A 13,702-nucleotide genomic window follows, 5' to 3' on the forward strand; every position below is an offset into this window, starting at 1 on the left:
CGTGACCACCCGCCCTCGTTCGTCCCGGGGCCGCGCGAGCGGCCCGACGTGCGGCTCAGCCCGACTTGCGCCGGAACTCGCGCCGCACCGGCCCCTGCGTCTCCGACCCGTGCACGGCACCGCGGTCGCGCGCACCGTCCGACGCGCTGGTGTGCTGGGCCGCCTTCTTGCGGTCGAGTGCCTCGCGGAACTTCGCCTTGACCGCGTCGACCTCCTCGTCGGACTGATGTCCGGGGTCGCTCATGTCGCTCCTCCTCCGTCGGATCCCCCTAGCCTGCCGTGACGCGGGGGCCCGCGCCACGGGAAATCGAGTCCGGACCGGGTCCGACCGGCCGGGAGGCCCTACCGGTCCTCCGCCTCCGTGGCCGGCGACGACGACACCTCCGCGGCTCCCGGAGCGTCGCCGTCCGCAGCCGCGGGCTCGTCCCGTCGCTCCCGGTCGACCCGGAGCGAGGTGATCGCCGCCTCGAAGTCCTCGAGCGAGTCGAAACCCTGGTACACGCTCGCGAAGCGCAGGTAGGCGACCTCGTCGAGCTCGCGCAGCGGCCCGAGGATCGCCAGACCGATCTCGTACGCGTCGAGCTCGGCGGAGCCCGAGCTCCGCAGGGTCTCCTCCACCCGCTGGGCCAGGAGCGCCAGGTCGTCCTCCGACACCGGGCGGCCCTGGCACGCCTTCCGGACGCCGCCGACGATCTTGTCGCGGCTGAAGGGCTCCGTCGCGCCCGACCGCTTCACGACGGACAGGCTGGCCGTCTCGATCGTCGTGAAGCGCCTGCCGCAGTGCGGGCACTGCCGCCGGCGCCTGATCGACTGGCCGTCGTCCGACGTGCGCGAGTCCACGACGCGCGAGTCGGGGTGCCGACAGAAGGGGCAGTGCATGAGCGGGCTCCAGAGGTAGGCCGGGGGGACGGTGCTCAACCTACTAAAGCCTGTCGAACAACTTCGAGCGGTGTCGGGCAGCATCGTCCTCGGACGCACCACCGACACGAACCGGAATGTCAGCCCTGGTCAGGATCAGCCCAGTGCCGGGGACCGGGGGCCCGCTGCCACGAGAACGGGGACGGCCGCCGCAGCAGCCGTCCCCGCCGGGACGCCCCCGTCCCCTGCGCGTATCGCGACTCGCCTCGCCACACGCGGACGTGCACGCCGACCCGATGGGTCGACACCTTGCTCCTGACCCCCCAGCCAGCAGGTAAGGCATGACTAACTTAGGCGAACCTCACCCGGCTGCGCAAGCCGCCGCGAGGAGCCTGACCGAACCTCACCCGGCACCGAGGGCGCGAAGAGCCTCACCCGCGGGCGACCGGGAGGAGCAGCTGCTCGCCGGCACGCAGCCCGGCACCATCGAGGTTGTTGAGCCTCTCGATCTCCACGACCACGTCACGCAGGTCCTCGCGCGAGCTCGCCACGGAGCTCGCGAGAGCCCACAGGGTCTCGCCGGGCTGGACGACGTGGCGCGTCACCTCGACACCTCGGTGGGGCCCACTCGCCTGGGCGCCGCCCGTCGCGACGACGCCGGTGCACGCGAGCACGAACGCGGCGATCCCCAGAACCACACGACCCCGGCGCGTGAGTCGCAGAGGGCCGGGACGGGTGCCGTCGCGCCCCCGCTCCACGCGGCGCGTCGTCCCGTCCGCCCCGAGAGGCCAGCTCACCGTCGCACTCATGCCACACCTCACCGCTCGTCCCGACAATGCCGTACCGCCCGCCGCACCGACCCGCTCTGAAGCGGATTCTTCGAACACCTGTACGTCGAACGTCTGTACGATTCTTAGCACGAGCTCCCGACAGATGTCGAGACACGCTCGAACACATGTTTGAAACTGCACGTCAGGTGCCCTACGGTGGGACACAGGTCGGGGCCGCGCTCGCGTGAGGCTGCGCGACGGGGCGGCGTCGACCAGGCAGCACGGGACAAGGAGCGTCGACGCAGGGCCTACGGGCCGGCAAGGAGGACGGCATGGCCAGCGGCACCACCGGCACGACGCGCGGACCGGGCGAGGGCGACGACGGCGCCCTCGCGACCGTCCGGTCCCTCACGCAAGCCCCCACCGGACCCGACGGCCTGACCCGGCGCCAGCGCCTCGTGCTCGACACCATCCGCGCCTCCGTCGAGGAGCGCGGCTACCCGCCGAGCATGCGCGAGATCGGCGAGGCGGTCGGGCTGACCAGCCCGTCCAGCGTCAAGCACCAGCTCACCGCGCTCGAGCGCAAGGGCTACCTGCGACGCGACCCGAACCGCCCGCGCGCCATCGAGGTCGTCCAGCCCGACGACTCGCGCGCGATCCCGCCGCTCACGCAGGACTCCGCGTTCGCCGTCGCCGAGGTCACCGAGCTCCCGCAGACCCCCGCCTACGTCCCGGTCGTGGGGCGGATCGCGGCGGGCGGCCCGATCCTCGCGGAGCAGGTCGTCGAGGACGTGTTCCCGCTCCCGCGCCAGCTCGTCGGGGAGGGCGAGCTCTTCCTCCTGCGCGTCGTCGGGGACTCCATGATCGACGCGGCGATCTGCGACGGCGACTGGGTGGTCGTCCGTCGGCAGAACGTCGCCGAGAACGGGGAGATCGTCGCCGCGATGATCGACGGCGAGGCCACGGTCAAGACGTTCAAGCGCACCGGCGGCCACGTGTGGCTCGTGCCGCACAACGCCGCCTACGAGCCGATCCCGGGCGACGAGTCCCAGGTCCTCGGGCGGGTCGTCAGCGTGCTGCGCAGCGTCTGACGCCCGCCCGGCCGTCCCGCCGGGCGGGCTCCGCGTCAGCGGACGGCAGTCCCTGTCTCAGAGGCCGAACGTCCTGGCCGCGGCCCGGAGCGCGTCGGCGGACGCCCGGAGCCCGGCACGCTCCGCGTCGGACATCGGCGTCGGGATCGTCTCCCGGACCCCGGTGCGGTCGACGACGGACGGGACCGACAGGCAGACGTCGCTGAGGCCGTCGTAGTCCTGGAGAAGCGAGCTCACGGGGAGCACGGTGTGCTGGTCGTCCAGGACGGCCTCGACGATCCTCGTGGCCGCGAGGGCGATCGCGTAGTTGGTCGCCCCCTTGCCTGCGATGATCTCGTACGCCGAGTGCACGACCTCGTGGTGCATCCGCTCGAGGTCGGTGTCGGTCAGCGGCAGGAGCCCGCCCACACCCGGCCAGTCGCGGAGCGGGATGCCGCCGATCGTCGCGGAGCTCCACAGCGGGATCTCCGAGTCGCCGTGCTCCCCCGCGATGTAGGCGTGGACGTTCTGCACGGCGACGCCCGCGCGCTCGGCGACGAGGAAGCGCAGCCGCGAGGAGTCGAGGACGGTGCCCGAGCCGAACAGCTGGTTCGGGGGAAGCCCCGAGTAACGCAGGGCGGCGTAGGTCACGACGTCGACCGGATTGGTGACCATGAGGTAGATCGCGTTCGGGGCGACCTCGAGCAGGCCGGGCAGGATCTTCTGCATCAGGGCGATCGTGTCGCCTGCGAGGTCCATCCGCGTCTGGCCGGGCTTCTGCTTCGCGCCCGCCGTCACCACGACGACGTCCGAGCCCGCGCACACGGCGACGTCGTCGGAGCCCTCGACGTTGGCCTGCGGCATGAACTGGATGCCGTGCTGGAGGTCGAGCACCTCGGCGTCGACCTTGGCCTTGTTGACGTCGAGCAGCGCGACGTTACGGGCGGCACCGCGCATGAGCATCGCGTAGGCCGTCGTGGCGCCCACGGCGCCCGCCCCGACGATGGAGACCTTCGACGGGCGCCCTTCGGGCCGTGTCCCGGACGCCGCCGCGTTCTCGGGGTGCCCGCCGGTGATCCCTGGTGCTGCGCTCGGTGCCATCGTGCCGCCTCTCGGTCAGGTGACGTGTCCGCCGCGCCCAGCCTAGGAGCGCAACCGCTCCAGCGCAGAGGCAACCAGAGCCGGGTCCTGTGTCGGCCAGAAGCCCGGCATGGAGCGCTGCAGGAACGTGCCGTAGCGAGCGCGCGCGAGGCGCGAGTCGAGCACCGCCACGACGCCCCGGTCGGTCGTCGACCGCACGAGACGCCCGGCCCCCTGCGCGAGCAGCAGCGCGGCGTGCGTCGCGGAGACCTGCATGAAGCCGTTCCCGCCACCGGCGTCGACGGCTTCGGAGCGCGCGGACCGGACCGGGTCGTCGGGGCGCGGGAACGGGATGCGGTCGATGACGACCAGCGACAGCGACGGGCCGGGGACGTCGACCCCCTGCCACAAGGACAGCGTGCCGAACAGGCACGTCTCCTCGTCGGCGGCGAACTCCCGCACGAGCGTCGGGAGCTGGTCGTCCCCCTGGCACAGGATCGGCACCTCGAGCCGGTCGCGCAGCGCCTCGGCGGCCTCCTCTGCCGCTCGCCGCGACGAGAACAGCCCGAGCGTGCGTCCCCCGGCGGCGCGCACGAGCCGCTCGAGCTCGGCGAGGTGCGCCTCGCTCGCCTGCCTCCCCGGCGGGTCGAGGTGGCGCGCGACGTAGAGGATGCCCTGCCGGGCGTAGTCGAACGGGCTGCCCACGTCGAGGCCGCGCCAGGACACGCCGTCGGCGACGAGGCCGAGCGACCGCGCGGCGGAGTCGAACGATCCGCCGAGCTCGAGCGTCGCCGACGTGAACACGCCCGTGCGGTCCGCGAGGAGCTGGCTGCGGATGAGCCCGGCGACCCCGAGCGGCGCGGCGTACAACGTCGAGACGGCGGGGCCGGAGCCGAAGTCGCCGGCGCGCGCGCACCAGACGACGTCGTGACCGTCGGGGTCTGCTGCGAGCCGTTCCGCCACCTCGAACACGGCGAGCACGGCGGCCTGGGCCATCTTGAGCCCCGAGCCCGACTCGCCCTTGGCCTGCGGGTCGGGCTTGAGCGCCGACTGGAGCGTCCGGAGCCCGTCGCGGACGGCGGCCACGGCCAGGCGGGCGTCGTCGGGCAGTCCGTGGGGGTACCGCTCGGCCGGGAGCTGGGCCACGAGCGCGCCGAACGTCTGGGTGGCCGTGTCGAGCGCCTCGGTGGCGATGCCCCCGTGCCGGCGCGCGAGCCGCGCGGCGTGCTCGATCGCGGGGACCGACAGCTCGACGGTCGCCTGCGCGGTCACGCGGTCGGCGAGCTCGTGCGCCTCGTCGACGACGAGCACGTGGTGCTCGGGCAGCGCGCCCGGGGAGCCGGAGGCCGCGACACCGAGCATCGCGTGGTTCGTGACGACGACGTCCGCCTCGCGGGCCGCCTGCCGCGCTCGCTCCGGGAAGCACTCCGCGAGCAGCGGGCAGCGGGTGCCGAGGCACTCGAGCGCCGTCACCGACACCTGCCGCCACGCGCGGTCGCTCACACCCGGCACGAGCTCGTCGCGATCGCCGGAGTCGGTCTCCTCGATCCACGCGCGCGCGGCCCGGACCTCGTCGGCGAGCGAGCGCCCGCCGCGCCGCCCCCGCGGCTCGCGCCCGCCCGACGCCGGTGCGGTAGCGTCGCCGCCGCCGTCGGCCGCGGGATGGTCGGCAGCACCCGACGGCTCGAGGTCGAACAGGGTGCCGCCCTCGTCGACCGGGTAGCCGCCCTCGACCTTGTGCTTGCACGCGTAGTTGTGCCAGCCCTTGAGGAGCGCGATGCGCGGCGGCCGCGGCAGCCGCGGCGCGAGCGCGTCGGCCACGAGCGGCAGATCCCGCGTGAGCACCTGGCGCTGCAGGGCGAGCGTGGCCGTGGAGACGACGACGCGCTCGTCCGTCGTCACGGCGTGCCGGACCGCGGGGACGAGGTAGCCCAGCGACTTGCCGGTGCCGGTGCCCGCCTGGACGAGCAGGTGCTCGCCGGAACGCACCGCCTCGGCGACGGCCTGCGCCATGCGGGCCTGCCCCTCGCGGGGCGCTCCGCCGAGAGCACCGACGGCGACGTCGAGCAGGGCGTCGATCTCGGGGTCCGGCCGCGCCTCGCCCGCGGGCGACGCCGGTCGGGTGGTCGGGCTGGTCGCGTCGGGAGTCACGGTCGGGGGCACCCGGCGAGTCTACGAGCGGCCTCCCACCCGCGGCGCCGCGCGGTGCAGCCTGTGGACGGGGAGCGACCCGGACGCACCGCGTCGGCCGCGGACGGCGTCAGGCGAGCGAGCCCGTGGACGCGCCGACGCTCACCGAGCGGAGCTCCGCGGCCAGCGCGGCGTCCACGCGGGCACGGAGCTCGGTGCCGTCGGCGGTGTGCTCCTCGTGCTCGATCTGCCCGTCCGCGTGCACCCGGCTCACCAGGTCCCCGCGGTCGTAGGGCACGACGACGTCCACGCGCTCCCCCGGCTGCGGCAGCGCCGCTGCGACCCGCTCGAGCAGGTGCTCGACGCCCTGCCCCGTGTGGGCGGACACGAGGACGGCGTCGGCCTCCCGGCGGCGCACGCGCGCGACGACCTCGGGGTCGGCGGCGTCGGCCTTGTTGAGCACGACGATCTCGGGCACGTCGAGCGCGCCCGGCACGTCGGCGAGGACCTCCCGCACGGCCGCGATCTGCCCCTCGGGGTCGGGGTGGCTGGCGTCGACGACGTGCAGCAGCAGGTCGGCGTCGCCGGCCTCCTCGAGCGTGGAGCGGAACGCCTCGACGAGCTGGTGCGGCAGGTGCCGCACGAACCCGACGGTGTCGGCGAGCGTGTAGGCGCGGCCGTCGGGCGTCCGGGCCCGGCGCACGGTCGGGTCGAGGGTTGCGAAGAGCGCGTTCTCGACGAGCACGCCCGCACCCGTGAGGGCGTTGAGGAGCGACGACTTGCCGGCGTTCGTGTAGCCGACGATCGCCACCGACGGCACGGCGTTGCGCTTGCGGGACGCGCGCTTGGCCTCGCGCGCCGGGGCCATCCCCGCGATCTGGCGGCGCAGCTTGGCCATCCGGTTGCGGATGCGGCGGCGGTCGAGCTCGATCTTCGTCTCGCCGGGGCCGCGCGAGCCCATGCCCGCGCCGCCCGAGCCGACCTGGCCGCCCGCCTGGCGGGACATCGAGTCGCCCCAGCCGCGCAGGCGCGGGAGCAGGTACTCGAGCTGCGCGAGCTCGACCTGCGCCTTGCCCTCCTTGGACTTGGCGTGCTGGGCGAAGATGTCGAGGATCAGCGCCGTCCGGTCGACGACCTTGACCTTGACGATGTCCTCGAGCGCGCGGCGCTGGGAAGGCGCGAGCTCGCCGTCGACCACGACCGTGTCGGCCCCGGTCTCGAGGACGATCGCCGCGAGCTCCGCGGCCTTGCCCTGGCCGAGGTACGTGCCGGGGTCGGGGTTGTGGCGGCGCTGCAGGACGCCGTCGAGCACCTGCGAGCCGGCGGTCTCCGCGAGCGCGGCGAGCTCACGGAGCGAGACCTCGGCGTCGGCGGCGTCGCGGGAGAACAGGCCGACGAGGACGACCCGCTCGAGCCGCAGCGAGCGGTACTCGACCTCGGTGACGTCCTCGAGCTCGGTCGACAGCCCGGCGACACGGCGCAGCGCGCTGCGCTCCTCGAGGTCGAGCTGCTCGCCGTCGGCGGCGGTGTGGCGGGTCGCGCCCTCGTCGACGGCGGTGCCGGCGCGGGCGAGGACCCGGGCGACGACGGCGCGCGCGGTGGCGTCCACGTCGTCGGTGCGTGCATCCCGGGCCACGTCGGTCTCCGCGGGCGTCTCGGGACGGTTCTCAGGGGTGGGTGTCATGCAGTCCTCTCGTCCCCCCTAGGATCCCACGCCGGCGCCCACCCCTGCCAGCCGTTTGTAGACTCGTCCGCTATGAGCGAGCAGCCGGACCACTACTTCACGGCCCGGCCGGCGTCGTCGGACGAGCGACGGGCGCTGACGGTCCGGCTCGCGGGGCGCGACGTCGAGGTCGAGACGGCGGGCGGCGTCTTCTCGCCGGGCCGCGTGGACCTCGGGACGCAGGTGCTGCTGCGCACGGTCCCCGACCTCCCCGCGGACGCGGCGGACGTCCTCGACCTGGGCTGCGGCTGGGGCCCGGTGGCGCTGACGATGGCCCTCGAGGCCCGCGACCGCGCGCTCGCGGCGACCCGGGTCTGGGCCGTCGACGTCAACGAGCGCTCGCTCGACCTCGTGGCGCGCAACGCCGCACGGCTGGGCGTCGCGGTCGAGGCCCGCCTGCCCGACGACGTCCCGGACGACGTGCGCTTCGACACGATCTGGTCCAACCCGCCCATCCGCGTCGGCAAGGAGGCGCTGCACGCGCTCCTCGCGCGCTGGCTGCCGCGACTGCGAGCCGGCGGCGACGCGTGGCTCGTGGTCCAGCGCAACCTCGGCGCCGACTCGCTGCAGGGGTGGCTGGCCGACTGGCTGGCCGAGCACCAGGAGGGCGCGACGATCGAGCGCGCCGCGTCCGCGAAGGGGTTCAGGGTGCTGCGGGTGCACCAGCGCTGACGTCGGCGGTCACGAGGGCCCGCGCGTCCGGCGCACCGCCGTCCAGCGGGAACCGTCCGGCGTAGGACAGCACGGCCGGCCCCGCGAGCTCGACGCGACCCCCGGGGAGCGCCCGCACGCGGACCGTCCCGCCGGGGATGTCCACCAGCCAGGTGTCGGGCGAGCCCGGCCCGGCCCACGCGCGCACCGCGAGCGCCGCAGCGCAGGTGCCGGTCCCGCAGGACTCCGTCTCCCCCACGCCGCGCTCGAACACGCGCATGCGCACGCGGCCCACGGAGCCGTCCGCGGTCTCCTCCTCGCCCAGGGGCACGACGAGCTCGACGTTCGTCCCGTGCGGCGGGACGGGCTGGACCTGGGGCTGGACGGTGAGGTCGAGCTCCTCGAGCTCCGTCGCGTCCGCGAGCGCCACGACCGTGTGCGGGTTGCCGAGGTCGACGCTGAGCGCCGGCCGGGCGGCGCGCCACCCGTGGACGGCGACCTGAGCGTCGGCACCGCGAGCGACGGCGTCGTCCCCGCCGGGGAACGTCCACGGGCCCATGTCGACGGCGTACCAGCCGTTCGCCTCACGGACGACGCGCTTGACGCCCGCGCGCGTCCCGACGGCGAGCGTGCTCCCGTCCGAGAGGTCGACGAGGTCGAGGAGCTCCGCGAACGCCGCGAACACGCGGACCCCGTTGCCGCACATCTCGGCGACCGAGCCGTCGGCGTTGCGGTAGTCCATGAACCACACGGCGGCGGGGTCCTCGGCGAGCACGGCCGCGCCCTCGGGCAGGCTCGCGGACGGCGCCAGGCGGATGACACCGTCCGCGCCCACCCCCGAGCGCCGGTCCGCGAGGCGCCGGACGAGGTCGGCGGTGAGGTCGAGGCGGCCGTCGGGGTCGGCGACGAGCACGAAGTCGTTGCGCGTCCCGTGGCCCTTGACGAACGGCAGCTCGTCGGGCGTCTCGTGCGTCCCGGTCATGACCCCAGACTACGGCGGACCGGGCCGTCCCCAGGCTCCGGGGCGGTCCCGGCGTCGGCGGCCTCGACGACCTCGAGCGCGCGTGCGAACAGGTCCGGCGCCTGGGCGTCGAGCCAGTGCACGCGCGGGTCACGTCCGAACCAGCCCATCTGCTTGCGGGCGAGCCGCCGGGTGTTCGCGGTGACGGCCTCGCGCGCGGCGGCCTCGTCGGTCTCACCGCGCAGGGCGGCCAGGACCTCGGCGTACCCGACGGCGCGCGCGGCGGTCCGGCCGAGGCGGGGCGCGAGGGCCCGCACCTCGTCGACGAGCCCCTCGTCCCACATGCGTTCGACGCGTCCGGCGACGCGGGCGTCGAGCGTGGCACGGTCGCTGTCGAGCCCGAGCTGGACGGTCGGCAGGACGTACTCCTGCCGCGGCAGGTTGGCCGTGTAGGGCTCGCCGGTGATCGCGATCACCTCGAGGGCCCGTACGAGGCGCCGGACGTTGCGGGGCCCGATCGACGCGGCCGCCTGCGGGTCGGCGCGGACCAGCTCGTCGTGCAGGGCCCGCGCACCCTCGCGCCCGGCCCGCTCCTCCAGCTCCGCGCGCACGCGCGGGTCGGTCCCCGGGAAGTCCATCGCGTCGAGCAGCGCCCGGACGTAGAGCCCCGACCCGCCGACGACGACGGCGCGAGCCCCCCGGCCTTCGATCGCCGCGAGGTCCGCACGCGCCGCCTCCTGGTAGCGCGCCACGGAGGCGTCCTCCTCGGGCTCGATCACGTCGAGCTGGTGGTGGACGATGCCGCGACGCTCCGGGGCCGGGACCTTCGCGGTGCCGATGTCCATGCCGCGGTAGAGCTGGTAGGCGTCGGCGTTGACGATCTCCGCACCGCCGGGCGCCCGCTCCCCCAGGCGCTCGGCGAGGTCGAGCGCGAGGTCGGACTTGCCGGTCGCGGTCGGTCCGACGACGGCGACGATCAGCACGCGCGCTCCACGTGGACGACGGCACCGGCGCGGGCCGCCCGATGCCCGGACGGCACGTCCAGGACCTCGACGGGTGTGTCCCACCCGGCTGCGCCGAGCGCGAGGAGGGCGACGGTCGCGGCGACGCCGGCTCGGGGGGCGGCGGCGTCGTCGTTGCCGGTGAAGCGCCATGCGACCGCTGCGGCGTCGACGCCCTGAGCACCCGGGTCCGGGACAGGACGCGTCCACGCCGCGGCGGCAGCGTCGTCCGCCCCGTCGACCACGACCCGCACCCCGACGGCGTCCCGCAGCGCGGCGCGGAGCTCGTCCACCAGCGCGCCGGCCGCTGCGGCGTCGTGCCCGCGGCCCGCGACCCCGGGGACGAGCGTCGCGTCACCCGGTACCCGCACGCGCGCGAGTGCGTCGGCGCCGGTCCGCACGAGGCCGGCGGCGGCGTGCTCGGTCGTCATGGCGCGAGACTACGACACCCGCCGCCCGCGACCCGCCCGGCGCACGCCCCGCAGGGGTCCGGCGGGTACGGTGGATCCGTGGGGCACTTCGAGTGGCGGCGACCGTTCGGTCGCAGGGACGGCGGACCGGACGGTCCGGGCCCGTCCGGCGGCCGGGCGCAGCGGGGCTCGGGCCGGATGCGGCGCGAGCGGCTCGACGACGCGACCGCGGCGCGGCTCGGGCTCGATGCGACGGGGGACGTCACGGCAGCGCGTGCGACGGACGGCGCGGGCGGCCACGACCCCGTCCAGCTCGCCGTCGCCGACCTCGCGCCGGCGCCGGTCGACCGGGCGCGCGTCGTCGACTGGCTGCTCGCGGGCGGGTTCTCCTACTTCGTCGACTCCGAGGGCGACGTCGGCGGGCTGTGGCAGGGCCGCCTGTTCTACTTCCTGCTCTTCGGCGAGCACGAGGAGATCGTGCAGGTCCGCGGGCAGTGGAACCGCGAGGTCACGATCGAGCGCCTCGAGGAGATCCTCGAGCTGTGCAACGAGTGGAACGCGGACCGGATCTGGCCCAAGGCGTACACGCGCGTCCGCGACAACGGGCTCGTGCAGGTCTACACGGAGGTCACCGTCGACCTCGAGTTCGGTGCCAACGACGACCAGCTCGCCGACGTGCTCCAGTGCGGGCTGTCGACGGCGTCGGTGTTCTTCGACTCCCTCGACGAGACCTACCCCGACCCCCTGCGGAGCGCACCGTGAGCGGCGGCAACCAGACCGGCTGGCTCGCCCGTCTGTTCGGCAACCGGCCCAAGACCGCGGAGGCGCCGCGCGTGCGCGGGGACGCCGAGCTGCCCACGCCCGCGACCATGGACCGGGTCGGCACGTTCCTCACGCGCAAGGGCTACCGGTTCCGCGTCGACGAGGACGGCGACATCACCGGCACCTGGGAGGGGCACCGCTTCTGGTTCATGCTGCTGGGGCCCGAGCAGCACGTCCTGCAGGTCCGCGGACGCTGGGAGCGCACCGTCCCGCCCGAGGCCCGCCTCGCCCTCCTGCAGGCCATGAACGACTGGAACCGAGAACGGATCTGGCCCAAGGTGTACACGCGCGAGGAGGGCGACCGGCTCGCCGTCTACGCGGAGGTCTCGGTCGACCTCGAGCACGGCGCGACGGGCGACCAGCTCGGCCAGGTGGTCTCGTGCGGGCTGGGCACCGGCGTCCAGGTGTTCTCGTCGCTCGGGACCCTGCTCCCCCCGCCCGACGACGAGCCGGAGGACTAGCGGAGCGTCTGGTCGCGTGTCCTCAGGCGCGCGACGTCAGCGTCGGCATCCCGAGCAGCACGGGCTGTCCGGGCGTGGCGGCCCCACCGTGGGCGTGCGCGTGCTCGTCGCCGCCGAGACCGGCCCGGGCGCGCTCGCGCTGCACCCACGCGTCGCCCGAGCGGGTCCGGCGGACCTCGAACGGACCGCCGCTCGTCGCGGAGTCCGCGAGGAGGTGGTGCGGGGCGCCGTGCGTCACCTCGACCGTGAGCAGGTCTCCGGGGCGCGGCAGGGGCGTGCCCTCGACGAGCCGCGGGTCGCTCTTGCCCTCCGCGCCGGTCCGGGCGAGCCGCGCGAGCGCGGGGGGCAGGGCGACGTGGACGAGGCGGTTGTCGGCGGCACGGCCGCTGACGCGGTGCGTCTCGCCGTCCTTGCGGCCGTCGCCCTCCATGACGAGCACCTCGACCGTGCGGCCGACCTGGCGCTCGGACTCCTCGGCGCTGATCCGCTCCTGGAGCGCGAGCAGCCGCTCGAACCGGTCCTGGATCACGTCCTTGGGGAGCTCCGGCAGGTCCGCGGCAGGGGTGCCAGGACGGCGCGAGTACTGGAAGACGAAGGCAGAGCTGAACCTGCTGGCCTCGACCACGCGCATCGTCTCGGCGAAGTCCTCCTCGGTCTCGCCGGGGAAGCCGACGATGATGTCGGTCGTGATCGCGGCGTCGGGCAGGGCGGCCCGGACCTTGTCGATGATCCCGAGGAAGCGCTCCGAGCGGTACGACCGGCGCATGGCCCGCAGGACCCGGTCCGAGCCCGACTGCAGCGGCATGTGGAGCTGCGGCATGACGTTCGGGGTCTCGGCCATCGCGGCGATCACGTCGTCGGTGAACGCCGCCGGGTGCGGGGAGGTGAAGCGGACGCGCTCGAGCCCCTCGACCCGGCCGCACGCGCGCAGCAGCTTCGCGAACGCGCCGCGGTCACCGAACTCGACGCCGTAGCTGTTGACGTTCTGGCCGAGCAGCGTGACCTCGATCGCGCCCGCCGCGACGAGCGCCTCGACCTCCGCGAGGACCTCGCCCGGGCGACGGTCGCGCTCCTTGCCCCGCAGGTGCGGCACGATGCAGAAGGTGCACGTGTTGTTGCAGCCCACGCTGATGGACACCCAGCCCGCGTAGACAGACTCGCGGCGCGTCGGCAGCGTCGACGGGAAGACCTGCAGCGACTCGTGGATCTCGACCTGCGCCGCCTCGTTGTGGCGCGCGCGCTCCAGCAGGACGGGCAGCGCGTCGAGGTTGTGCGTACCGAAGACCACGTCCACCCACGGCGCCTTGGAGACGATCGTGCCGCGGTCCTTCTGGGCGAGGCAGCCGCCGACCGCGATCTGCATGCCCGGGCGCTGGGCCTTGACCGACGCGAGCTGCCCCAGGTTCCCGTACAGGCGGGTGGCCGCGTTCTCGCGGACGGCGCACGTGTTGATGACGACGACGTCCACCTCGCCGGCCGCCTCCGCCTCGGCGGACGCGCGCGCGTAGCCGGCGTCCTCGAGCATGCCGGCCATGTGCTCGGAGTCGTGGACGTTCATCTGGCACCCGAGGGTGCGCACGACGTACGTGCGGGGGTGCGCCGGCAGGGCGACGGGCTGGGTCAGGGACTGCGTGGACATCCCCACCAGGGTACGGTGCCGCTCCGACCCGCCGTGTACGGCTCCTGGCCTGCCCGGACCTGGGTGAACTCGGGGCATCCGTCGACTTGTTGCCGGGTTGTGACCTTTCGTTACCGGCGGGTACGC

At 74.7% G+C, this 13,702-nt stretch carries 14 protein-coding genes; 4 read left to right on the plus strand and 10 right to left on the minus strand.

The window, feature by feature from the left end:
- Window positions 1-55: 55 nt before the first annotated feature.
- The 3 genes from ACFT5B_RS12770 to ACFT5B_RS12780 form a co-directional block, all read right to left on the minus strand.
- Window positions 56-244 (minus strand): DUF5302 domain-containing protein, encoded by a 189-nt coding sequence (locus ACFT5B_RS12770; RefSeq protein ID WP_386798777.1) that lies wholly within the window; start codon window positions 242-244, stop codon window positions 56-58.
- Window positions 245-342: 98 nt separating this feature from the next.
- Window positions 343-879 carry a transcriptional regulator NrdR gene (gene nrdR / locus ACFT5B_RS12775; protein WP_386798895.1) on the minus strand — a complete coding sequence of 179 codons (537 nt, stop codon included), beginning with the start codon at window positions 877-879 and terminating at the stop codon, window positions 343-345.
- A gap of 410 nt (window positions 880-1,289) precedes the next feature.
- The gene (locus tag ACFT5B_RS12780) at window positions 1,290-1,463 is read right to left on the minus strand and encodes a LysM peptidoglycan-binding domain-containing protein (protein ID WP_386798779.1); all 174 of its coding nucleotides are present in this window, start codon (window positions 1,461-1,463) and stop codon (window positions 1,290-1,292) included.
- Window positions 1,464-1,960: 497 nt separating this feature from the next.
- Between ACFT5B_RS12780 and lexA the strand changes: the two genes are divergently transcribed.
- Entirely contained in the window at window positions 1,961-2,719 is a 759-nt protein-coding gene (gene lexA / locus ACFT5B_RS12785) for a transcriptional repressor LexA (protein WP_386798781.1), read from the plus strand.
- A gap of 57 nt (window positions 2,720-2,776) precedes the next feature.
- Here the strand turns inward: lexA and ACFT5B_RS12790 are convergent, their stop codons facing one another.
- The 3 genes from ACFT5B_RS12790 to hflX form a co-directional block, all read right to left on the minus strand.
- The gene (locus tag ACFT5B_RS12790) at window positions 2,777-3,799 is read right to left on the minus strand and encodes an L-lactate dehydrogenase (RefSeq protein WP_386798784.1); all 1,023 of its coding nucleotides are present in this window, start codon (window positions 3,797-3,799) and stop codon (window positions 2,777-2,779) included.
- A 42-nt stretch (window positions 3,800-3,841) separates the two neighbouring features.
- Window positions 3,842-5,941 (minus strand): ATP-dependent DNA helicase, encoded by a 2,100-nt coding sequence (locus ACFT5B_RS12795; RefSeq protein ID WP_386798786.1) that lies wholly within the window; start codon window positions 5,939-5,941, stop codon window positions 3,842-3,844.
- A gap of 97 nt (window positions 5,942-6,038) precedes the next feature.
- On the minus strand, window positions 6,039-7,592 hold the full coding sequence (gene hflX, locus ACFT5B_RS12800) for a GTPase HflX (RefSeq protein ID WP_386798788.1): 1,554 nt from the start codon (window positions 7,590-7,592) through the stop codon (window positions 6,039-6,041).
- A 72-nt stretch (window positions 7,593-7,664) separates the two neighbouring features.
- Between hflX and ACFT5B_RS12805 the strand changes: the two genes are divergently transcribed.
- Window positions 7,665-8,303, plus strand: a complete 639-nt coding sequence (locus ACFT5B_RS12805; protein WP_386798791.1) for a class I SAM-dependent methyltransferase — start codon at window positions 7,665-7,667, stop codon at window positions 8,301-8,303.
- On the opposite strand, the gene dapF is transcribed toward ACFT5B_RS12805, so the two are convergent.
- Genes dapF through ACFT5B_RS12820 form a run of 3 tightly spaced genes read right to left on the minus strand, consistent with a single transcriptional unit; the run spans window position 8,275 to window position 10,675 of the window.
- On the minus strand, window positions 8,275-9,264 hold the full coding sequence (dapF, locus tag ACFT5B_RS12810) for a diaminopimelate epimerase (protein WP_386798793.1): 990 nt from the start codon (window positions 9,262-9,264) through the stop codon (window positions 8,275-8,277). The two genes, ACFT5B_RS12805 and dapF, sit on opposite strands and share 29 nt — an antisense overlap.
- Window positions 9,261-10,226 carry a tRNA (adenosine(37)-N6)-dimethylallyltransferase MiaA gene (gene miaA / locus ACFT5B_RS12815; protein WP_386798795.1) on the minus strand — a complete coding sequence of 322 codons (966 nt, stop codon included), beginning with the start codon at window positions 10,224-10,226 and terminating at the stop codon, window positions 9,261-9,263. Before miaA ends, dapF begins: the two co-directional genes overlap by 4 nt.
- Window positions 10,220-10,675, minus strand: a complete 456-nt coding sequence (locus tag ACFT5B_RS12820) for a hypothetical protein (protein ID WP_386798797.1) — start codon at window positions 10,673-10,675, stop codon at window positions 10,220-10,222. Before ACFT5B_RS12820 ends, miaA begins: the two co-directional genes overlap by 7 nt.
- A 78-nt stretch (window positions 10,676-10,753) precedes the next feature.
- Between ACFT5B_RS12820 and ACFT5B_RS12825 the strand changes: the two genes are divergently transcribed.
- Complete coding sequence (locus tag ACFT5B_RS12825; protein ID WP_386798799.1) at window positions 10,754-11,416, plus strand: YbjN domain-containing protein; 663 nt, start codon at window positions 10,754-10,756, stop codon at window positions 11,414-11,416.
- Entirely contained in the window at window positions 11,413-11,937 is a 525-nt protein-coding gene (locus tag ACFT5B_RS12830; RefSeq protein WP_386798801.1) for a YbjN domain-containing protein, read from the plus strand. Before ACFT5B_RS12825 ends, ACFT5B_RS12830 begins: the two co-directional genes overlap by 4 nt.
- 22 nt (window positions 11,938-11,959) lie before the next feature.
- Here ACFT5B_RS12830 and miaB read toward each other — a convergent pair whose 3' ends face one another.
- The gene (miaB, locus tag ACFT5B_RS12835) at window positions 11,960-13,576 is read right to left on the minus strand and encodes a tRNA (N6-isopentenyl adenosine(37)-C2)-methylthiotransferase MiaB (protein WP_386798803.1); all 1,617 of its coding nucleotides are present in this window, start codon (window positions 13,574-13,576) and stop codon (window positions 11,960-11,962) included.
- Between the last annotated feature and the right edge of the window lie 126 nt (window positions 13,577-13,702).

The sequence above is a fragment of the Luteimicrobium sp. NPDC057192 genome, assembly GCF_042670205.1.
Lineage (GTDB): Bacteria > Actinomycetota > Actinomycetes > Actinomycetales > Cellulomonadaceae > Luteimicrobium.

Excerpts from the sequence above, each read along its gene's own strand:
- ACFT5B_RS12805 (WP_386798791.1), top strand. The coding sequence starts at position 7,665 with ATGAGCGAGCAGCCGGACCACTACTTCACGGCCCGGCCGGCGTCGTCG.
- dapF (WP_386798793.1), bottom strand. The coding sequence starts at position 9,264 with ATGACCGGGACGCACGAGACGCCCGACGAGCTGCCGTTCGTCAAGGGC.
- nrdR (WP_386798895.1), bottom strand. The coding sequence starts at position 879 with ATGCACTGCCCCTTCTGTCGGCACCCCGACTCGCGCGTCGTGGACTCG.
- ACFT5B_RS12770 (WP_386798777.1), bottom strand. The coding sequence starts at position 244 with ATGAGCGACCCCGGACATCAGTCCGACGAGGAGGTCGACGCGGTCAAG.
- miaB (WP_386798803.1), bottom strand. The coding sequence starts at position 13,576 with ATGTCCACGCAGTCCCTGACCCAGCCCGTCGCCCTGCCGGCGCACCCC.
- ACFT5B_RS12790 (WP_386798784.1), bottom strand. The coding sequence starts at position 3,799 with ATGGCACCGAGCGCAGCACCAGGGATCACCGGCGGGCACCCCGAGAAC.
- ACFT5B_RS12820 (WP_386798797.1), bottom strand. The coding sequence starts at position 10,675 with ATGACGACCGAGCACGCCGCCGCCGGCCTCGTGCGGACCGGCGCCGAC.
- hflX (WP_386798788.1), bottom strand. The coding sequence starts at position 7,592 with ATGACACCCACCCCTGAGAACCGTCCCGAGACGCCCGCGGAGACCGAC.
- lexA (WP_386798781.1), top strand. The coding sequence starts at position 1,961 with ATGGCCAGCGGCACCACCGGCACGACGCGCGGACCGGGCGAGGGCGAC.